Here is a 20,764-nt window from a genome sequence, read left to right on the forward strand (position 1 = left end):
ACCTCGTAGAAGACGGCTCGTTTGAACCATTCGGGGTCGCGGTCCTTGGCGGGGGTGTCCTCGAAGGTGTCCGGGACGGGCTCGTTGACGATCATGTGGTGACCGACCCTCCGATCTGCGATGAGGACGGGCGCAGGACGGTGCCGTGCTCATCCGGGGAGTCGTGGTTCTCAGCCTCCCGGCCCACGGCGAGGACGTGTGCACCGCCGGGGGCCAGCCGCACGTAGTTCGTGCTGCCCCAGTGGTAGGTCTCGCCGGTGAGCTCGTCGTGCACGGGCACCGTCTCGTGCCAGTCCAGGCCGAGTTGCGGCATGTCCAACGAGACCGTGGCCTCCTGGGTGTGGTGCGGGTCGAGGTTGGCCACCACCAGAACCGTGTCGGAGCCCTCGCGCTTGCTGTACGCGATCAGCGCGTCGTTGTCCGCCCGGTGGAAGCGCAGGTTGCGCAGCCGGCGCAGGGCGCCGTGGGAGCGCCTGATCCGGTTCAGCCGGGCGATGAGCGGGGCGATCGTGCGGCCGTCGCGATCGGCGGCCTCCCAGTCGCGGGGGCGGAGTTCGTACTTCTCGGAGTCCAGGTACTCCTCGCTGCCCGCCCGCACGGGGGTGTTCTCGCACAGCTCGTAACCGGCGTAGACCCCCCACGCGGGGGAGAGCGTCGCGGCGAGCACCGCCCGCACCTCGAAGGCGGGGCGTCCGCCGTGCTGGAGGTAGGCCGGGAGGATGTCCGGGGTGTTCACGAAGAAGTTGGGCCGCATGTACGCGGCCGACTCGCCCGACAGCTTGCTCAGGTACTCCGTGAGTTCCTGGCGCGTGTTGCGCCAGGTGAAGTAGGTGTACGACTGCTGGAAGCCCACCGCGGCCAGCCGGTGCATGACCGCGGGCCGGGTGAACGCCTCGGCCAGGAAGATCACGTCGGGGTCGGTGCGGTTGACGTCCGCGATGACCTGCTCCCAGAACACCACCGGCTTGGTGTGCGGGTTGTCCACCCGGAAGATCCGCACGCCGTGGTCCATCCAGTGCCGCAGGACGCGCACGGTCTCCTCGACCAGACCGGGCATGTCCCGGTCGAAGGCGATCGGGTAGATGTCCTGGTACTTCTTCGGCGGGTTCTCCGCGTAGGCGATGGTCCCGTCGGAACGGTGCTGGAACCACTCCGGGTGCTTCTCCACCCACGGGTGGTCGGGGGAGCACTGGAGCGCGAAGTCCAGCGCCACCTCCAGGCCCAGGGCCGCGGCCCGCCGTACGAAGGCGTCGAAGTCCTCGATCGTGCCCAGGTCCGGGTGGACGGCGTCGTGGCCGCCCTCCGGCGAGCCGATGGCCCACGGCACGCCCACGTCCTGCCGGCTGGCCGAGAGGGTGTTGTTCGGGCCCTTGCGGAAGGTGGTGCCGATGGGGTGGATCGGCGGGAGGTAGACGACGTCGAAGCCCATCTCCGCGATCGCCGGCAGCCGCTCGGCCGCCGTGCGGAACGTCCCGCTGACCGGCGGCCTGCCTTCCTCGACCACGGCGCCCTCGGAGCGCGGGAAGAACTCGTACCACGCGCCGAACAGCGCCCGTTCGCGCTCCACGAGCAGGGGCATGGGCTCCGTACGGGTCAGCCGGTCGCGCAGGGGGTGGGCGGCGAGGAAGGCGTCCACCTCGGGCGTCAGCGCGTCCGCCATCCGGGCGTCCACCGACCGTGAGTCGTCGCGCAGCGTCCGGGCGGCCACCTTGAGCGTCCGGCGGGCGGCGCCCCGGGGCGCCGCGGCGGCGGCCCGCTCGAACAGCGCGGCACCTTCGTCGAGGATCAGCGGGACGTCGATACCGGCGGGGACCTTTATCCCGGCGGCGTGCCGCCAGGCGGCGATCGGGTCGCTCCACGCCTCCACGCGGTACGTCCACGCGCCGGCCGTTCCCGGGGTGACCTCGGCGCCCCAGCGGTCGGAGCCGGGGGAGAGCTCGCGCATCGGGGTCCAGGGACCCTCCCGGCCGTCCGGCCCGCTCAGTACGACGTTGGCCCCGACCGCGTCGTGGCCCTCGCCGAAGAGGGTGGCGGTGACCTGGAAGGTCTCGCCCACGACGGCTTTCGCCGGCCGGGTGCCGCGGTCGACGACGGGCCGCACATCCACGATCGGGATGCGGCCGGTGGCCGGGTTGCCGTCCAGGTCCATGGGATTCTTCCTCCGCCGTTCTCAAGCACGCCTGCGGTTGAGAGCTGCATCGGAAAGCCCGGCCGTGCAGCGGGATTGGGTCGTTCTCGTCATCCACCGAGTGCCGGGCTGACGCCGCGGCCCGGCTTGCTCGCGCCACCGTGGGGCCGACCGCTCATGTGGTGGAGGGCCTTGGCCGCCGTGTGGGGGCGCAGGTAGCGTTCGGCGGCGTCGGCGGCCTCACGGGCGCAACGCTCGCCCATCAGTACGCACAGGGTGTACGCCGTGTTCTCGAACTTCCCCCGCACCGTGTGATCGGCGGGGGCCGCGAGCAGCAGGCGTTCCCAGGCCCGGTATCGCTCCAGATGCCGGGCGACCTCGGCTTTTGCGGGTAGCAACATCTCCTGGTCACCTTCCCACTTGTCGAGTGCGCACGGCTGGTCCAGGGTTTGCCCGAAGGCCGTGCACGGAGAGGAACCGGTTCGTCACAGCACCGGAGCCCTCCCCCATGGTGCACGGGACACCCGCGAGCGTCTTGTTGGCTGTTCAACCAAAAAAGCGGGGCCGGTTCTCGAGTTGCACGAACGGACTAGCGCTCCCACCCTGAGAGTGACTCAGGAGCGATCACTGCTCACGCTTCGTGTTCGGGGCTCGGCCCGTCAGGGCGGTGGGAGAAGCGAGAGCTTCGCCGGTGAGGAGCCAACGACGATGAACGCTGTAGTGCCCTGCTACTACCACCTCGACGTGGAGGTCAGCCCGGAAAAGGTCGGGCAGGTCAGGCGTATCCTGGCCGCCCATCTCCGGTACTGGAACCTGGACATTCTCGTCGAGACCGTCTGTCAGTGCGCGGAAGCTCTGCTGCACACGATCGACCGCCACGCGACGGACAAGAACACTTCCATCGAGATGTGGTGGAACGGTCAGCACCTGATCACCGCCATCTCGGACAACAACCAGGACATCCGCCCGCACTACGCGCCGCAGGGGTGCCTGGCCCGGATCGCCGCGCTGAGCGACGGCTGGGGCTGCTGCGCCACCGGCGTCGGCGGCAAGATCATCTGGTTCGCCCGGCGCGTCCAGGCGTCCGAGCGTGCCCCGCTGGTGCCCGCCGCGCCCTCGCCCGCCCTTCTGGAGGCGCTTCAGGCGCCGCGCGAAGTGCCGGTGCCGGCCCTGGTCGGCCCGACGAGCGAGATCCCGCTCGAAGCGGAGACCGAGCGCGCCGACGGCCCGGCGCCGGACGAGGCCGCGCACCGGCCGGCGCACCGTCCGCGAGTTCCCGTGTGACGCGCGCACGTGTGCCGGACAGCCCCGTGACACACGTCTCCCAGCGCCCTCCCGGCGCCCCCACCGGGCCGCGGCCTGCTCCGGCAGCCGCGGCCGGGTGACGTCCCGGCCCTGCCCGCCCGCCATCGGGCGACCGTACGGACCCCCTCCAAGTCGCCCCGCACGGAGAGCACTTGACTTGAAGTGCGCTCCAGGATCCAGACTCCCCGTCAGGTCCGCGAACGCCGGGCCGGCAGGGAGGGCACACACATGCGGTACCGCACGATCGGCACCGACCCGGCGACCCGCCGGGAGGTGAGCGTGCTGGCGCTCGGCGCGATGCTGTTCGGCTCGATGACGGACGAGAAGACCTCGTTCGCCGTCCTGGACCGCTACGTCGAGGCCGGCGGGAACTTCATCGACACCTCCGACAACTACGCCTTCTGGGTGGACGGCGGCCAGGGCGGCCAGAGCGAGGAACTGCTCGGGCGGTGGCGGCGCAGCCGCGGAGTCGGTGACGAGATCGTCGTCGCGACCAAACTGGGCGCCCGCCCGCTCGCCCCCGGCACCGGCTTCGTCGACAACCCCGAGGGACTGTCCGCCAAGGTGATCCGGGAAGCGGCCGAACGGAGCAGGGAACGGCTCGGCACCGACCGCCTCGACCTGCTGTACGCGCACATCGAGGACCGTACGGTCCCGCTGCGGGAGACCGTCGAGGGCTTCGCCGGGCTGGTCGCCGAGGGGACCGTGGGACTGCTCGGCGTCAGCAACCACGCCACCTGGCGGGTGGAGCGGGCACGGGCGATCGCCGCCGCGTCGGGACTGCCCGGCTACGAGGTGCTGCAGTACCAGCACAGTCTGCTGCGGCCCCGCACCGACGTGCCCGACGCGCTGTTCCCCGAGGGAAGCCTCGGCGGAACCACCCCGGACCTGCTCAGCTATCTGGGTGAGGAGCCCGGCCTGACCCTCGTCGCCTACTCACCCCTGCTCGGCGGTGCCTACGCGCGGGACGACAAGCCGCTGCCGTCGGACTACGACCACCCCGGCACGCCCGCCCGCCTCGCCGCGCTGGGGGACGTCGCGAAGGAGACCGGGGCGACGGTCAACCAGGTCGTCCTCGCCTGGCAGATCGGCGGCGCGCTGCCCGTGATCCCGCTCGCCGGTGCCTCCTCGGTCGCCCAGCTGGAGGAGAACCTGACCGCCGTCGACCTGGAACTCACCCCGGAGCAGCGCGCCCGGCTGGACGCGGCGCACTGACCGGCAGGGGCGCCGGCCGCACCGTGTCCGTGGGACGGCACGCCCGCCCGGCGCGGGGCCCTCAGCGCTTGCGGGGCGGCGCGGTCCGGCACGTGGTGAGCAGCAGCGCGATGTCGTCCGGGCGCTCCGTGGCGTGCCGGGCCTCCTCGGTCAGCCGGTTGGCGGTGCCCGCGAGGGAGGGACCGCCGGGCCGCGTGCGCGGGCCGGCCGCCTGGGACAGGGCGGTCCGCAGGTTCGCGATGCCGTCGTCGATGTCGTGGCCCGGCCGCTCCACCAGTCCGTCGGTGTACAGGGCCAGCACGGCGTCGGGTTCCAGGAGCAGGTCCGTCACCGGGTAGACGGCCTCGGGGTCCACTCCGAGCACCACCCCGCCGGGCAGGTCCAGCACCTCGGTACGGCCGTCGGGGTGACGCAGCAGGGGCTGCGGATGGCCGGCACGGGCGGCCCGGGCACGTCCGGTGCCCGGATCCAGCCGGACGTAGCAGCAGCTCGCGAACTGCCCGGGGTCGAGGTCGATGAGCAGCCGGTTGGTGCCGCTCATCACCTCGTCCGGGGACTGGTCGCCGAGCGCGAACGCCCGCACCGCGCTGCGCAGTTGGCCCATGGTGGCCGCCGCCTGGACTCCGTGCCCCTGCACGTCGCCGATGACCAGGGCGAGTCCGTCGCCCGCCTCCACGACGTCGTACCAGTCGCCGCCCACGTCCATCCCCTTGGTGCCCGGCAGATAGCGGCCCGCCGTCTCCACCAAGGGGTGCGCGGGCAGCCGGTGCGGCAGCAGCGCCTCCTGCAGCCCCCGGGCGAGGGCCGCCTCCGTGTCGTATCGCCTCGCCCGCTCCAAGGCCTGGGCGATCAGTCCGGCCAAAGCGGTCAGCACCGCGCGTTCCTCGGTGCTGAAGGTACGGGGGCGGTCGAAGCCCAGGATGCAGGAGCCGACCGGCCGGCCGGAGGCGATCAGCGGCAGGAACGCCCGGGCGCCCTCCTTGGCGTCCAGCGGGATGTCCGGGTACTCGGCCGCCAGCTGCGGCATGGACTCGAAGAACAGCGGACGGCCGCTGGTGAGCGTGTCGACCCCCGGCAGGCGGGCGTCCAGGCCGACGCCGTCGAAGGGCGCCAGGAATCCCTTCGGGAAGCCGCTCTCCCACGCCAGGTGGAGATGACGCTCCTGCAGCAGGTAGATGGCCAGGCGACGACCGCCGAAGGCGGGCAGCAGCTCCCGCATCACGACCTCGGACACCTGGCGTGCGGTCACGGCCTCGGTCAGCGCGATGGCGAGGATGATCGGACGGTACAGCGGCGTGGACGAGGTGAGCCCCTCCGCGACACCGTCATGGGCGATCTCGTCGGCGGTGAGCTCCCGGGCGTCCATCGGCGCGGACTGCGCGGCGGAGGCCGCCCCCACCGGCACCACCTTGCAGGCGAGGCTCTCGGGGCCCGGATGGACCGACAGGGTGAGCCACTCGCCCTCGTCCGGGGCCGACGGCCGCCGATCGGGGTCGGCCGAGGGCCGTCTGACCTGGAAGTGCACCGACCCCGGCGACAGCAGCGCGCCGCGCAGATGATCCTCGTACCGGGGGCGGTCGAGCCACGGCACCGCGTCCCACAGCGACCGCCCGAGCAGCTGTGTCCGCGGTCTGCCGAGCAGCTGGGCGGCGCGCGGATTGACGTACGTGATCATCCCGAGCCGGTCCAGCGCGAACAAGCCCTCCGTGAGCAGGTCGGCGGCCTCGGCGGCGGCCGGGCCCGGGCCGGGGTCGATGACGAGCCCGTTCACACGGTGCGCGCGCGGCGCCTTGCCCGGACTCCCGCCGGGGGTCCACAGCTCCAGCAGGCGCCGGCTCCCCAGCACCCCGCGCACCGTCAGCGGCAGCGCCGGGGGACGCCCGATGGCCGTCTCGCGCAGGGCGGCCAGCAGCCGGCCCGCGTCGTCGGGGGTCAGCGCCCGGGCCAGCGCCTCCGGCGTTCCCGCGAAGTCCTCCGGGTCGACACGGAGCAGGTCCCACAGAGCGTCGTCCCCGGTCACCATGGCGTTCGCCGGATCCCAGGTGAAGCGTCCGAAGCGGGCCGGGGACGCGCCGAGGGCGGGCGGGCGCACGCACAGCGGCTCGCCGTCCCAGGTCAGCCCGGGATGCTCCTCCTCCAGCGACAGCAGTGCCGTACCCAGCCCCTCCGCCACCGCGGTCATCCGGTCCAGGTCGAGCACCGTCTCGGGCGGATCCGGGACCGAGGGGTGCAGCACGGTCAGCACTCCGAAACACGTCGACGCGCCCACCACGGGGATGTACGCCGAGCCGAACTGGAACGGCAGGCCCGCGGCGAGCTGCGGGTAGCGCCGCATGGTCTCCGTGGCGTCCGCGAGCAGGACATCGGTGCCGAGCCGGTGGGCGTCGGCGGCCGGGAAGGGCCGGTCCACGTGGATGCGCCACCAGGGGCGGAACAGCGGTCCGGGCAGTCCGGCGAGCACGGCCAGCTTGAGCAGTCCGGGGGTGCGGGAGCGCAGGTACACGCCACCCGCGTAGCCGCCGACCGCCTGGATCGAGTCCGCCACGGCACGGTGGAGCAGCGCGGCCAGCCGTTCCTGCGCCCGCTCCGTACGGTCGGCGCTCCCAGTCATCGGTCTGTCCTCGTCCGCGCAGCACGCACCTGGTCGGTAACACAGCCAGAATGCGCTTCCCGGACCCGCCCCCGCACCTCGGCGCCGTCGGCGGGCGTCGCCCGGATCACCGCGCGTCCGTCACGCCCGGCGAGGACAGGCCCTCAGGGGCGCCGGTACAGGGTGATGGAGTGGCCGACCTCCTCCACGGGTCTGCTGGTGGCGATCAGCTCGGCGAGCCGGCCCTTGGCCTTCGCCGCGGCGGAGTCGGACACCACGAGCAGACCGCGCACGGAGGCCGGAGGCACCTTGCGCGGGTCGGACGCCCGGATCCCGTAGTGGGAGGGCACGCCGCTGCCCTTGTAGACCAGCCAGACCCGCTCGCCCGCATGCCGGTCGCGGAGCCGGTCGGCGAGCCGCCCCAGGTCCTGGCCCCAGTCGACGTTCGAGTCGTGCAGCCGCAGATGCGTAGCGGACGGCCCGCCGAACGCCTCGTTGGAGTACGGCAGGTAGTACGGGTACGTCAGCAGCGAGCTGACCGCGGTGAACGCGACGAGGGCCCCCGTCACCAGGCTCGCCCGCCGCCCGCGCCAGAGGGTCACCGAGGCGGCCGCGACCGCGAGGAACACCGGCACGAAGATCGCGTAACGCACACCCAGGTCCCGGGCACCGAGCATGGCCGCGCCGAGCAGCACGGCCGGGCAGACGAGCACGTACGGCGCCGCGGCCCGCAGCCGCGGGACCGCCAGGAGCGCGGCGGCACCGGCCCCCCACAGGGCGAGCATGCCCAGCGGCGTCTTGATCAGCAGGGCCACCGGCAGGTAGTACCAGAGGGACCCGCGGTAGTGCCGACCGAGCAGGAAGCCCTCCCAGGTGGAGTACTCGAAGCCCAACTGGACACGCATGCCGTCCCGGTACGGCCGCGGGAACGGCAGCAGGTTCGTGACCAGCCCCCGGGTCCCGCGGATGTCCGGTACACCGGCCGGCGCCGACCACCGCAGCCGCGGATCGACGGCGAGGTAGGCGGCCCACACCACGGCCACGGCGACCAGCACCGCACCGGCCGCCGCCGCGACACCCCGCCCCAGGAGCCGGACCCGCCGCCGGTCGCCGGACCCGCCGTCCCGGTGCGCGACGCACACCGACCCGGCCACCAGGCACAGCACCACCGGCACGGCCGCCAGCATGCTCATCCTGGTCGCCAAGGCGGCGCCCAGCGCCGCTCCGGCCAACGGCACGTACAGCCCGGGACGCCGCCGCGCCCGCCACACCAGCCAGACGGAGGTCAGCAGGAATCCGGCCGCCGGAACGTCCAGCGTGGCCAGCGATCCGTGCGCGATGAGGTCGGGCGAGAACGCGTACAGCGCCAGCGCCGCCGTCCCGCCCCGGGGGCCGGTGAGATCACGGGCGAAGGCGAACACCACCAGACCGAACAGCAGCGTCAGGACGATCACCGGCAGCCGCGCCCGGAGCAGCAGCCGCCCGGGATCGTTGCCCGACTCGTACAGCAGGTGCCGGCCCAGCGCCGTCTGGCCGCCGGTGAAGCCGGGATCGAGGTGCGGGCGGGCGAACACCAGCCCCGAGGCGATGATCAGTTTGCCCAGAGGAGGGTGCTCCGGGTTGTAGCGCAGGCTGTGCTGCTGGACGTAGACCACGGCGGTGCCGGCGTAGACCGGCTCGTCGATGGTCGGTGTCTGCGCGAGGGCCGTCGAGACCATCGCGAACGCCATCCCGGCCAGCAGCGCGGCCACGACCAGCGGCAGCGCCCATCGCCGGTGCCGCCGCGGCGCGTCCTGACGTCCGGCCCCGGGGGAGTCCGGCGCACCGGCCGGGGCCGTCCGCCCGTCGCCGACACCGACCACCGGCGCCGCGTCCCCCGCCGTCACGCGGGCACCCCGGGGAGCGTTCCGGCCATGCCGCCACATCCTCTGTCCGCCACGCACGACGACCTCACGGCCCCACCTTCCCGCTCTTGGTACGCGGTCCCGTCCGGAACGGTTCAACGGAGCGGCCCGCTGCGGGACATGCCGCTCGGCTCCCCGCGAGCGACCGAGCCCGCGGGCGCGTCCCGTCGGGCGGGGCGCCGGCGTCGGCCCGTCGCTCCCGCGCGGACGCGCAGCCGCCTCATCCGTGCGCTCCCGTCCCGACCGGCCGCAGTCCCGCCCCGCCCGCCGCGCCGCGTGCCAGACTTGCCCCCGTGGATGGGGGGATCCTCGAACGCGAGAGGGAACTCGACCAACTGACCGCGGCCGTACGGGAAGCAGCCGACGGCGCGGGTTCGGTGGCGCTGGTCCTCGGCGAGGCCGGAATCGGCAAGTCGAGCCTCGTGCGGGCCCTGCCCGGGGTGCTCCCCGCCCGGGCGCGCGTGCTGCTGGGGGAGTGCGACGACCTCGCGACCCGACGGCCCCTCGGCCCGTTCCGTGATCTTCTCGGCGGTGTCGGCGCCCCGTTGGCCGACGCGCTCACCGGGGGCGGCGACCGGCACCGCGTCCATGACGCCCTGCGCACCGAACTGACCGGACCGCCGCGCCCCACGGTGCTCGTCGTCGAGGACGTGCACTGGGCCGACGAGGCGTCCCTCGACGCCCTGCGCTTCCTCGTCCGCCGGATCGAACGGCTCCCCGCGGTCCTCGTGATGACCTACCGGGACGACGAGCTGGACCGGGAGCACCCGTTGCGCCATCTGCTCGGCCAGGTGTCCCGGGCCGAGCGGGTGCTGCGGCTGCCGCTGTCCCCGCTGTCCCTGGACGCCGTACGACGGCTGAGCGCGGGCGGCGGCCTCGATCCCGCGCAGGTGTACGAGGTGACGTCCGGCAACCCGTTCTTCGTCGCCGAGGTGATGGCCGCCGGCGCCCTCGGCGAGGTGCCCCCGACGGTGGTGGACGCCGTACTGGCCCGGCTGCGGGGGCTGGACGGGGCCACCCGGGACGCCCTGGAGCAGCTCGCCGTGGTGCCCTCGGCCGTGGAGCACCGGCTCGCGGAGGCCCTGCTGTCCGAAGGGGTCTCCGCGCTCGCTGCGGCCGAGCGGCGCGGACTGCTCGTCGTGACCCCCGAACGGGTCGGCTTCCGGCACGAGTTGATCCGCTGCGCCGTCGCGGACTCGCTGACCGCGACACGGCGGATCGCCCTCAACCGCGACGTGCTGAGCGCCCTCGTCGCCCTGCCGGGCACGGACTCCGCACGGATCGTCCACCACGCGGCGCAGGCCGGCGACCTGGAGGCGATCGCCCGCCACGGGCCCGGCGCGGCCCGCGACGCCGCGCGGACCGGCGCGCACCGGGAGGCGGCGGCCCTGCTGCGGCTCGTCCTGCGGCACGGCGAGCGGTTCGCCCCGGCCGAACGCGCCGAACTGCTGGAGCGGTACGCGGTGGAGAGCTACACGGTCGCGGACTCCCGCTCCGCCGTCCGCGCGCAGCGGGAGGCCGTCGCGCTGCGCCGGTCGCTGGGGGACGCCCGCGCGCTCGGCGCGGCGCTGCGGTGGCTCTCGCGGATCCGCTGGTGGGCGGGGCACGCCGAGGAGGCGCGGGAGGCCGCGCAGGAGGCCATCGCCGTACTGGAGGGCGCGGGGGACGAGCGGCTGCTCGCGCTGGCCCTCAGCAACACCTCCCAGCTCCTCATGCTCTCCGACCGCAACGCCCAGGCCGTCGCCTTCGGCGAGCGGGCGATCGGTCTGGCGCGCAGCACCGGTGACACGGAGATCCTCACGCACGCCCTGAACAACGTGGGCTCCGCGCGCTGGCGGGCCGGAGACCCGCTGGGCCGGCGGCAGTTGGAGGAGAGCCTGAAGGTGGCCCTGGCGGCGGGCGAGGTCGAGCACGCCTGCCGGGCCTACGCCAACATCATCTGGACGTTGCTCGAGAACCTCGAATACCGCGAGGCGGACCGCTTCCTGGCGCCCGCCATGGAACTGGCCGACCGGGCGGAGCACCTGGGCTTCCTGAGCTACCTCCAAGTCGAGACGGCCATGCGGCGGTTCGCCGCCGGTGACTGGGAGGACGCCGAGCGGTACGCCGAACTCGGTGCGCGGGAGTTCGTCCCCGCCCGCAGTCCCGCGCTGACCGTGCTGGGCCGGGTGCGGGTCCGCAGCGGCCGCGCCGGCGCCGCCGAACTGCTCGGCCGGGCCTGGGAGATCGCGGTGCGCAGCAGCGAGCTCCAGCGCACCGGACCGGTCGCCGCCGCCCTCGCCGAGGCGGCCTGGCTGGACGGCGACCACGCCGCGGTGGCCGCGGTGGCGGGCCCCGTGTTCGCGCAGGCCCGCCGCCTGGACGCACTGTCCCACCGCGCCGAACTGGGCTACTGGCTCGTCCGGGCGGGCTGCCCGGTCCCCGCGGACGGCTCGGAGCATCCGTACGCGCTCCAGGCGGCCGGCCACTGGCGCGCCGCGGCCACGGCATGGCAGGCGGCCGGCTGCCCGTACGAGTGGGCGGCGGCACTCGCCGAGAGCCCCGAACCCGAGGACAAGCTCACCGCGCTCACCGCCCTGGACGCGCTGGGCGCACAGCCGTTGGCCCGCGTGATCCGCGCCCGACTGCGCGCCCTCGGCGTCCGGCGCGTCCCGCGGGGGCCCGTCACCACGACCCGGGAGAATCCGGCCGGTCTCACCGAGCGCCAGCTCCAGGTGGTGCGGCTGCTCGCCCGCGGGCTGACCAACCCGGAGATCGCCGGCCGGCTGGTGGTGTCCGTGCGGACCGTCGACAACCACGTCTCCGCGGTGCTCGGCAAGCTCGGTGTGCGCACCCGGCGCCAGGCGACGGAGCGCGCGAGGGAACTCGGGGTGCTGCCCGCGCGCGAAACGTAGGTAGCCGACGCGTCGAGCTGAGTGACCGGCACGCATGTCCACGCGCCGGACACGGGACTAGAAAGTTGAACCGTAAGCGAGAGCGGGGCCGCGAGGAACCCGGACACCGTGAGTGTCCTCGAACCCGGCCCACGACACGGGGGATCTCATGGACAGGACACCCGCACAGACGGCACGAGCCCAACTGCCGGCCTTTCGGGGCCAATTGATCGGACCGGACGATTCCGGCTACGAGGACGCCCGGACCGTCTACAACGCGATGATCGACAAGCGCCCCGCCCTGGTGGCGCGCTGTACCGGTCCCGAGGACGTGGCCCTCGCCATCGGCTTCGCCCGCGAGCACCGGCTGCCGCTCGCCGTCCGCGGCGGCGGACACCACGGGGCGGGACTGGGCACCTGCGACGGCGGAGTGGTCGTCGACCTCTCCCCGCTCAAGGACATCCACGTCGACCCCGAGGCCCGCACCGTGCGCGTCGGCGGCGGCTGCCTGTGGGGCGAGGTCGACCGCGCCACCCACGAGCACGGCCTCGCCACACCCAGCGGCATCATCTCCACGACGGGCGTCGGCGGCCTCACCCTGGGCGGCGGGCTCGGCCACCTCACCCGCAAGTGCGGGCTGACCGTGGACAACCTGCTCGCGGCCGACCTGGTGCTGGCGAACGGGGAGCGGGTGCGCGCCAGTGCCGAGGAGAACACCGACCTGTACTGGGCGATCCGCGGAGGCGGCGGCAACTTCGGCGTCGTCACGTCGTTCCTCTTCCGGCTGCACGAGGTGAGCACGGTCGTCGCGGGACCCACGTTCTGGCCGGTCGAGCTCGGCGCCGAAGTCCTGGCCGCCTACCGCGACTTCATCCCGCACACGTCCCGCGACCTGAACGGCTTCTTCCTCTACGGCTCGGTCCCGCCGGGGCCGCCGTTCCCCGAGGAGCTCCACCTGCGCAAGGTCTGCGGCGTCGTGTGGTGCTTCGCCGGGGACGACGCGAACGCGGCCGCCAGGGCGATGGCACCGCTCCTGGACGCGCTGCCCCAACCGCTGGTCCACGGCGTCGCGCCGATGCCGCACCCCGCGATCCAGTCCGCCTTCGACGGGATCTACCCGCCCGGGGACCAGTGGTACTGGCGGGCCGACTTCGTCGACGACATCCCCGCCGAGGCGATCGACCTGCACGCCAAGTTCGGTGCCGAACTGCCCAGCTGGAAATCGACGATGCACCTGTACCCGGTCGACGGCGCCGTCCACGACCACGCCCCCACCGACACCGCCTGGAGCTACCGCGACGTGCGCTGGGCCTCCGTCTACGCGGGCGTCGACCCCGACCCCGCCAACGCCGGTCCCATCCGGCAGTGGACCGTCGACTACTTCGAGGCGCTGCACCCGTTCTCCGCCGGCGGGGCGTACGTCAACATGATGATGGACGAGGGCCAGGACCGCGTCCGCGCCGGCTACCGGGACAACTACGCCCGGCTGGCGCGCGTCAAGGCCGCCCATGACCCGTACAACCTGTTCCGGGTCAACCAGAACATCCGTCCCGCGTAGGGCGGCCGTCCGGGGCACCCGGGTCCGCGGTGCTCCGGACGACACCCCTGGCCGAAGGGGACACGGCACTTGTGCCGGGACCGTCCGTCGTCCGCCGGCTCGTCGCCGACCACGGCGTATGACGCCTGACCGGCCCGGGACCATTCCCGGCAAGGGGGGTGGAGTTCACACCAGGACCGGCGGTCCTGCTTCCGGCCGGGACCTGGCTGTCGCGCCCGCCCGAGCGCAGGGTGGCCGCATGAACACCACCACCACGCCGACACCGGTCAGGAGCCGGGTGACCCCCCTGCGGACGCTGCTCGGAGGCACCTACGTCCCCCGGGCCGACCGCACGCGCCCCGGCCCGGGTCACCGGAACACGTTGTCCGACTCCTCCCAGATCGAGGGATCGCCGCGCATGTACTCCCGCGGGGTCCTCGACGACGTCTGATACATCGCGTCGATCTCCGCGGCGAAGCGGCGCACGATCGCGTCCCGCCGCAGCTTCATCGAGGGTGTGAGCAGGCCGTTGGCCAGATCGAAGGACTCCGGGAGGACCCGGAAGACGCGGATGGACTCCGAGCGGGACACCGTGCTGTTGGCCGCGGCGACGGCCCGTCTGACCTCCTCCCGCAACTCGTTCTCCTCGCGCACCTCCCGGCCCGGCGTCTCTCCCTGAAGGGCGCGGGCCGTGCGCCAGTGCGCGAGGAAGGCGGGGTCGAGGGTGATCAGGGCGCCCACGCAGGGCCGGTTGTCGCCCACGACCACGGCCTGATGGATCAACGGGTGGACGCGCAGCCGCTCTTCGAGGAGCGCGGGCGCCACGCTCTTGCCGCCGCTGGTGATGACGATGTCCTTCTTGCGGCCCGTGATGGTCAGGTACCCCTCGGAGTCCAGCCTGCCGATGTCCCCGGTCGCGAGCCAGTCGTCCAGGAACGAGGCGGCCGTGGCCTGCGGGTCGTTGACGTACCCCTGGAACACCGAGGGGCCTCGGACGAAGATCTCCCCGTCGTCGGCCACATGGACGTCCGTGCCCGGCAGCGGGCGCCCCACGGTGCCGGACTTCTCCCGGCCCACGGGCTGCGCCGTGATCCCGCCGCTGGTCTCGGTGAGGCCGTACCCGTCGTGGACGGAGATCCCGATCCCCGCGTAGAACAGGGCGAGTTCGCGGTTGAGAGGGGAACCGCCCGACACGGCGCCGCACACCCGGCCGCCGAGCGCCGCGCGCAGTTTCCGGTACACGGCCTTCTCGTAGAAAGCGTGCTGGAGCCGCAGATCGAAGCCGGGCGCGGGACCGGTGCCCAGCCGGTGCCGCTCGGCGACCATGGCGTAGTCCTTGGCGGTGCGCACCGCCCGCTCGAACAGGGCGCCGTGGCCCGCCCGTTGAGCCGTCCGCAGGAAGTTCTTGTAGATCTTCTCGAAGACGAAGGGGACGGCGTACAGGTAGGTGGGCTGAAAGGAGCGCAGCGCGGCGGAGAGGGCGTCCTCGCTCAGGTCGGGTTCGTGGCCCAGCAGCAGCCCGCCCCGCATGCACAGCCCCTGGATCATCAGGCCGTACACGTGGGAGAACGGCAGGAAGGCGAGCACGGCGGGCTGCTCCCCGGGCGGTGCCGCGGTGTGGCCCCAGCCCGCCAGTAGCGTGTCGCAGGGACTCGCCAGCCCGCGGTGGGTGAGCGCGCACCCCTTGGGCTGCCCGGTCGTGCCGGAGGTGTAGGCGACGACGGCGGTCGAGTCGGGCGGCACGATCCGCCGCAGCGCGTCGACCGCCATCGGCGGTATGGAACGTCCCCGCTCGACCAGATCGGCCAGCGCCCCGGCGTCCAACTGCCATACGTGGCGCAGGCGGGGGAGTGAGGCGCACGCCGAGCCGACCGTCATGACGCCCTCCTCGTCCTCGACGACCACCGCGACGCACCGCGCGTCCCCGAGGATCCAGGAGACCTGGTCGTGCGACGACGTGGGGTAGATCGGCACGATCTCGGCGCCCAGGCACCACAGGGCGTGGCTGAGCACGGTCCACTCGTAGCGGGTGCGCGCCATGATGGCGACGCGGTCACCGGGGGAGATGCCGGAGGCGATGAGCCCTCTGGCCACGCCGACGACCTCGTCCCGCAGTTGAGCGGCGGTCACCGGCGTCCAGGAAGCGGCGGAGGAGTCCGTGCGGCGTGCGGCCTGCCGGAGCCCGGGATCGCGGAGCGCCGTGTCGAAAAGGCTGTCGGCCAGTCCCCCCTGCATGGGTGCCGTCACCACAGAGGGGTGTTCGAACTCGTGCATGCGCCGCTCCGCAATTCTCCGCGACGTGACCTCACCGAGAGGCGCTGGGTCGAGGATCTCGAATGTAGCCCACAGCGACGAGCACTGTGCTCGGAATGACGGACCGGTGCCGCTCGGATCGCCGGGCGACGCCGCGCCGGCCGGCCCGACTCCGGCGCGGGTCAGCCCGTCTTCCGGCCGAGGACGCGGTGCAGCGCGGTCTTCAGTTCGGCCACGAACGCGTCGCGGGTCCGGTCGTCGAGGAGGTCGAGGGAGAGGTACGGGTTGAGGTCCTCCAGCTCGACCAGGAGCAGTTCCCCGTCCGGGGCGCGGCAGGCGTCGACGCGCTGGATGCCGTGGTCGAGGGTGTTCCACTCGACGAAGAGGCGGGCGAACTCCAGGTCGGCGGGGGAGGGTTCGTACCGTCGGAGGTCCCAGCGCCGGTCGGGCCGGGGTGCGTGGAGGGCGTACTGGAAGGAGCCGTCGACGAAGTAGAAGGACACCTCGTACCGGAACGGGATGCGGGGCTGGACGAGGACGCCGTCCAGGGGGAGGCCGGTCAGCGCGTCGGGGGTCACGAACCGCAGGCCGATGGAGTCCGCCCCGGCCTTCGGCTTGACGACGTACTCCTCGGCCTCGGGCAGCCGGCCGAGGTCGCGCAGCCGGTCGACGGTGGGGATGACGGGCCGGCCCTGCGCGGTCAGGTCCAGGAGGTACTGCTTGCCGGCCATGTCGGCCCTGCCCGTCAGCTGGTTGTAGACGAGCGTCCCGCGCTCGGCGGCCGCGGCACGGAAGGCGTCGTAGGCCTCCTGGTAGTGCAGCACGGGCCCGCTGTTGCGGACCACGACCAGGTCGAAGGCGTCCATCAGCGCGACCGTGTCGAGGGGGTGGCACAGGGCCAGGTCGAAGTCCTCGCGCAGCCGGGACGTGAGGAAGATGTCCTCGTCGCAGTACCGGCGCCCGCCGGCCTGGTAGGCGAGGTCGGTCACGTACAGGACGCGGTGCTGGGCGGTCGGCATGTCTCTCCCTGGGTGCGAGGGCGCTCCCGCACGCTATCCCGGGCCCGTGCCGCCGTCGGACGGGGGTTGTCGGCGCCGTCCGCCGGGGCATGGGAGGCGGCCGGGCCGGATGCCCGTGCGCGCCAGGGGGACGCGTCCGGGCGCTCCGTGATTGGCCGGGGATCGCCCTGGCTGTCCGGGGCGGGCGTCCATACGATACGGACGCCCCGGCCTTCACAGCACCTTCACAAGGGCGGGGTCGTGCACAGGTCTGCGCTTGGCATGTACCTGACGCATGTGTCCCTCTCCGATCCCGCACCTGGTCCGCGACGGCCCTCCACGCACGCGGAAGGCCGCACCCCCCTGATCACGGCGGCACACATCGCGTGCCGCCCGAGAATCGACGCAACGGATTGGACCGACATGGCTGGTGGGCTCCTCCTGGGCGGCGCGATCGCCGCTCTCCTCGCCACCGCGATCCCCTTCACCGACCCGTCCTCCGGTATCACCGACCCGCCCCCGGACAAGATCGTCATCAAGGTCGCCACGGTCAACGGCTCCGGCTGTCCGCAGGGCACCGCGGCCGTCGCCGTTTCCCCGGACAACACCGCCTTCACCGTGACCTACAGCGAGTACCTCGCCCAGGTCGGGGGCACCTCCGACCCCACCGCGTTCCGCAAGAACTGCCAGCTCAACCTGATCGTCCACGTGCCCCAGGGCTTCACCTACGCCGTCGCCAGCGCGGACTACCGCGGCTTCGCCGCCCTCCAGCCGGGCGCCACCAGCACCGAGAAGGCGTCCTACTACTTCCAGGGGTCGTCGAACACGGCCGCCATCACCCATCCCTTCCGCGGCCCCTACAACGACAACTGGCAGGCCACCGACACCACGGACTGGGCCCAACTGGTCTGGGCGCCCTGCGGAGTGCAGCGGAACTTCAACATCAACACCGAACTCCGCGTCAACGCCGGCACGTCCGCGCCCGGCACCACCAGCTTCATGACCATGGACTCCACCGACGGCGACATCAGCACCGTCTACCACCTGGCCTGGAAGGAGTGCCCCCGCGCCTGAACCACGCCGTCCGCCGGCTCCCGCGCACCGGAGCCGGCGGACGCGCGGTCCCGGACCGGCCGAATACCGATCCTCGGAATTCCTCTGTTGGAGGGAAGCCGTCCGGATTCCGGGCCCGTCCGGGTTTGGACCCGCATTCCGTGGTGAGCCGTAGTGACAGATCGCATTGTCGACGCAGCAAGGATGTGAACTGCGGTGTCCGAGAACCAGAAGGCCGAAGCCAAGACCGAGCAGGCCAAGGGCAAGGCCAAGGAGGCCGTCGGGCGCGTCACCGGCAACGAGCGGCTGACCGCCGAGGGCAAGGCCGACCAGACGAAGGGCGACGCCCGGCAGGCGAAGGAAAAGGCCAAGGACGCATTCCGGCACTGAGGATCACTGCATCCTTCGGGCCCGCCGCGCAATCCTGTGGCGGGCCCGCTTCTTTCCCGGGGGAAATGCGCCGGCCGGTGATCGATACGGAGCCCGGCCGCACCGTACGAAGGAAATTGCCGCCCTCGCGCGCCGGGGCGCCCGAACGGGCCGCTCCCGGCGGACAGGGCCGAACAGACCACAGACGACGAGGCTTGAGGAGCGAAGGATGTGCGGGGAACACGGGACGCACTCCACCGACACGGCGGCCGTAGCGGGCCGACCGCGCTCGTGCGGACCGAGCAGTCCGGCCGAGGCGCGCCAGGCGGTCAGGGACGCGCTCGAAGGACGTTTCCAGGGCCACGATCCCCGAGGTGACGACGACGCCGTCGGCGACGCGCTGCTCGTGGCCTCGGAACTCACCAGCAACGCCATCCTGCACGGCGGCGGCGTCACCGGCTTCGAGGTGACGCTGGTCGACCACGCCGTGCGGGTGTCGGTGAGCGACGGCAACGACCAGGTGCCCGAGACGAAGCAACGCGTGGACGAGCAGGGCCGGATGCGCGTCGGGGGCCATGGCTGGCCGATCATCTGCCGGCTCGCGCGCGACATCGTGGTGTCCAGCCTGCGCCCCTGCGGCAAGCGCATCACCGCGATCGTGCCGCTCGCCTTCACCTGACGGGCGACTTCCCGCCGTTTCACCTGACGGGCGACTTCCCGCCGTCGGGAAATCGCCGGGCGGGGCCGTTCCACGGACGAGGCGAAATCCGCCGCCCGGGGTGCGCCGCCCTCAACTCGGCCCGCCAGGACCGCCATTGCGTGGCGGTCCTCGGCGTATGCGCGGATACCCCTCGCAGAATACGGAGCCCCTGACGGGAACCGGTACGGACCCGTTCTTCGACCGCACGGTCCGCACGTATTCCGCGCAACTCGCCTGCCCGGCGGCACGGCCCGCACACCCGGTGTCGGGAATTCGTGGAAGTGACTCTGCGTATACGCGCTTTTCCGGCCGACGCCGCACGTCCCGGGATCAGGGGCCGCTGAAGGTGCGAACACCTCTGTTTGATCGCAGGATGGCAGGGCAACCGAATTTCGTGCTTCGGACCGGAGGCGCGCCAGCGGGAGTGGTATGCCGCCTCGGCCGTCCCTCGAGGACCGGCGGCGCCGTACTCCCGCGGTCATCACCAGACAGCACCGTGGAGGAGCGATACCGCATGCTCACCGATGTATCCACCTGCCGTTCCGCCGGCCCCGACCGCAGCAGGTCCGCCGCCAGGCGGTCGCACGACGATGCCCCGGACACGGCGTCGGCTTTCGCCCGGCTGGCCGAGCTGGGCGAAGGGCACGAGCGCGACATCATCCGGGACGAACTCGTCGAGGCCTGGCTGCCGATGGCCCACCGCATCGCCGGCCGCTTCCGCGACCGCGGCGAGTCGATCGAGGACCTGCGACAGGTCGCGGCCCTGGGGCTGGTCAAGGCCATCGACCGCTTCGACCCCTCGCGCGGCGCCTTCGAGAGCTACGCCGTGCCGACCATCACCGGTGAGATCAAGCGACACTTCCGCGACCGCATGTGGGCGTTGAGGGTGCCGCGCCGCGTGCAGGAACTGCGCAACAAGGTTCGCGTCGCACGACGCGAACTCACCCAGAGCCCGGGTTCGCCCGAACCCTCGATAGCCGAGATCGCCGCACACTGCGGTCTCACCGAGGAAGAGGCCGCCGACGGCATGGAGGCGCTGGAGAGCTACAGCACGCTCTCCCTCGACGCCGAGCTGCCCTCGGGGGACGACGGGTACAGCCTCGCCGACACCCTGGGCGCCGCCGACTCCTCCTTCGACACCGTGGTGGACCGCGAGGCCGCGAAGAAGGGCCTGAGCCGGCTGCCCGAGCGTGAACGCGCCATCCTCTACATGCGGTTCTTCGAGGACATGACCCAGAACCGCATCGCGGACCGGCTCGGCATCTCCCAGATGCACGTCTCCCGGCTCATCAGCAGCAGTTGTGCCCGCGTCCGCGCCGAGGCGCTCGCGGAGGAGACGCAGCGCTCCGACGCCGCGGGACCGGCCGGCACCGCCTGACCGCTCGACCGTCCTCTCTGCACGTGCGCTCCCGCCCCGCCCGGCCGCGACAGGCCGGACCCGCCGCCCCGTGACCCAAGGAGTCCGACCATGCTGATGCCCCACCCTGAGACGCTGCGCAAGCTCGTGCGGGAGTACGAGGCGCTCGCCGACCAGGAAGCCGCGGACGCCACGGGAAGGCCGAGCCAGCGCGCTCAGGACCTGGCGTACACCCTCTGCGTGTCGACCGGCACCCGTGACGTGCAGCGGGCGCTCGCCGCGGCCCGGCAGCAGCTCGCGGTGACCGCCGCCCCGGTGTCGCCCGGCCCGCAGCGCACCTCCGGCCGTACGACGGTCGGGCGCCGCGTCATCACCGGCACGCCGCTCGGCGTCGGCGTCCCGGACGCCGAGACCCCGGTCATGAGCGACTGACACCGGGCGAGGAGCGCACAACGGCCGACCGGCCGCACCCCGACGGGGTG

Annotated in this window: 15 protein-coding genes; 9 read left to right on the plus strand and 6 right to left on the minus strand. The window is 72.9% G+C overall.

Annotated features, from left to right (window positions below; translation table 11 throughout):
* Positions 1-91: 91 nt before the first annotated feature.
* Both ACWGIS_RS34990 and ACWGIS_RS34995 read right to left on the minus strand, forming a co-directional pair.
* Entirely contained in the window at positions 92-2,149 is a 2,058-nt protein-coding gene (locus ACWGIS_RS34990; RefSeq protein WP_453366537.1) for an alpha-1,4-glucan--maltose-1-phosphate maltosyltransferase, read from the minus strand.
* An 89-nt stretch (positions 2,150-2,238) separates the two neighbouring features.
* Positions 2,239-2,529, minus strand: a complete 291-nt coding sequence (locus ACWGIS_RS34995; protein WP_453366538.1) for a DUF5133 domain-containing protein — start codon at positions 2,527-2,529, stop codon at positions 2,239-2,241.
* 307 nt (positions 2,530-2,836) lie between these two features.
* Here ACWGIS_RS34995 and ACWGIS_RS35000 point away from each other — a divergent pair, with 307 nt between their 5' ends.
* Together ACWGIS_RS35000 and ACWGIS_RS35005 are read left to right on the plus strand one after the other, a co-directional pair.
* Positions 2,837-3,412, plus strand: a complete 576-nt coding sequence (locus ACWGIS_RS35000) for a pep a2 (protein ID WP_453366539.1) — start codon at positions 2,837-2,839, stop codon at positions 3,410-3,412.
* A 249-nt stretch (positions 3,413-3,661) separates the two neighbouring features.
* Complete coding sequence (locus ACWGIS_RS35005; protein ID WP_453366540.1) at positions 3,662-4,648, plus strand: aldo/keto reductase; 987 nt, start codon at positions 3,662-3,664, stop codon at positions 4,646-4,648.
* Between the two features lie 61 nt (positions 4,649-4,709).
* Here ACWGIS_RS35005 and ACWGIS_RS35010 read toward each other — a convergent pair whose 3' ends face one another.
* Together ACWGIS_RS35010 and ACWGIS_RS35015 are read right to left on the minus strand one after the other, a co-directional pair.
* The gene (locus ACWGIS_RS35010) at positions 4,710-7,259 is read right to left on the minus strand and encodes a SpoIIE family protein phosphatase (RefSeq protein ID WP_453366541.1); all 2,550 of its coding nucleotides are present in this window, start codon (positions 7,257-7,259) and stop codon (positions 4,710-4,712) included.
* Between the two features lie 143 nt (positions 7,260-7,402).
* Positions 7,403-9,163, minus strand: a complete 1,761-nt coding sequence (locus ACWGIS_RS35015; RefSeq protein WP_453366542.1) for an ArnT family glycosyltransferase — start codon at positions 9,161-9,163, stop codon at positions 7,403-7,405.
* 272 nt (positions 9,164-9,435) lie between these two features.
* On the opposite strand from ACWGIS_RS35015, the gene ACWGIS_RS35020 reads away from it, so the two are divergent.
* Together ACWGIS_RS35020 and ACWGIS_RS35025 are read left to right on the plus strand one after the other, a co-directional pair.
* Entirely contained in the window at positions 9,436-12,036 is a 2,601-nt protein-coding gene (locus ACWGIS_RS35020; protein WP_453366543.1) for an ATP-binding protein, read from the plus strand.
* Positions 12,037-12,184: 148 nt separating this feature from the next.
* The gene (locus tag ACWGIS_RS35025; protein ID WP_453366544.1) at positions 12,185-13,573 is read left to right on the plus strand and encodes an FAD-binding oxidoreductase; all 1,389 of its coding nucleotides are present in this window, start codon (positions 12,185-12,187) and stop codon (positions 13,571-13,573) included.
* Positions 13,574-13,921: 348 nt separating this feature from the next.
* On the opposite strand, the gene ACWGIS_RS35030 is transcribed toward ACWGIS_RS35025, so the two are convergent.
* Together ACWGIS_RS35030 and ACWGIS_RS35035 are read right to left on the minus strand one after the other, a co-directional pair.
* Positions 13,922-15,826: an AMP-dependent synthetase/ligase gene (locus ACWGIS_RS35030; RefSeq protein ID WP_453366545.1), complete on the minus strand. Its 1,905-nt coding sequence runs from the start codon at positions 15,824-15,826 to the stop codon at positions 13,922-13,924.
* 161 nt (positions 15,827-15,987) lie between these two features.
* Entirely contained in the window at positions 15,988-16,824 is an 837-nt protein-coding gene (locus ACWGIS_RS35035; protein ID WP_453366546.1) for a hypothetical protein, read from the minus strand.
* Positions 16,825-17,226: 402 nt separating this feature from the next.
* Here ACWGIS_RS35035 and ACWGIS_RS35040 point away from each other — a divergent pair, with 402 nt between their 5' ends.
* The 5 genes from ACWGIS_RS35040 to ACWGIS_RS35060 all read left to right on the plus strand — a co-directional run bounded on the left by ACWGIS_RS35040 (position 17,227) and on the right by ACWGIS_RS35060 (position 20,714).
* A complete protein-coding gene (locus ACWGIS_RS35040; protein ID WP_453366547.1) occupies positions 17,227-17,877 on the plus strand; it encodes a DUF4360 domain-containing protein in 651 nt (216 codons plus the stop codon).
* A 195-nt stretch (positions 17,878-18,072) separates the two neighbouring features.
* Positions 18,073-18,246 carry a CsbD family protein gene (locus ACWGIS_RS35045; RefSeq protein ID WP_453366548.1) on the plus strand — a complete coding sequence of 58 codons (174 nt, stop codon included), beginning with the start codon at positions 18,073-18,075 and terminating at the stop codon, positions 18,244-18,246.
* 208 nt (positions 18,247-18,454) lie between these two features.
* Positions 18,455-18,904 (plus strand): ATP-binding protein, encoded by a 450-nt coding sequence (locus tag ACWGIS_RS35050; protein WP_453366549.1) that lies wholly within the window; start codon positions 18,455-18,457, stop codon positions 18,902-18,904.
* 535 nt (positions 18,905-19,439) lie between these two features.
* Positions 19,440-20,303, plus strand: coding sequence for a SigB/SigF/SigG family RNA polymerase sigma factor (locus ACWGIS_RS35055; protein ID WP_453366550.1), 864 nt, complete (start codon positions 19,440-19,442; stop codon positions 20,301-20,303).
* Between the two features lie 90 nt (positions 20,304-20,393).
* Positions 20,394-20,714, plus strand: coding sequence for a DUF5133 domain-containing protein (locus ACWGIS_RS35060; RefSeq protein WP_453366551.1), 321 nt, complete (start codon positions 20,394-20,396; stop codon positions 20,712-20,714).
* The last annotated feature ends 50 nt before the right edge of the window (positions 20,715-20,764 follow it).

It is taken from the genome of Streptomyces sp. NPDC054842, from assembly GCF_053611025.1.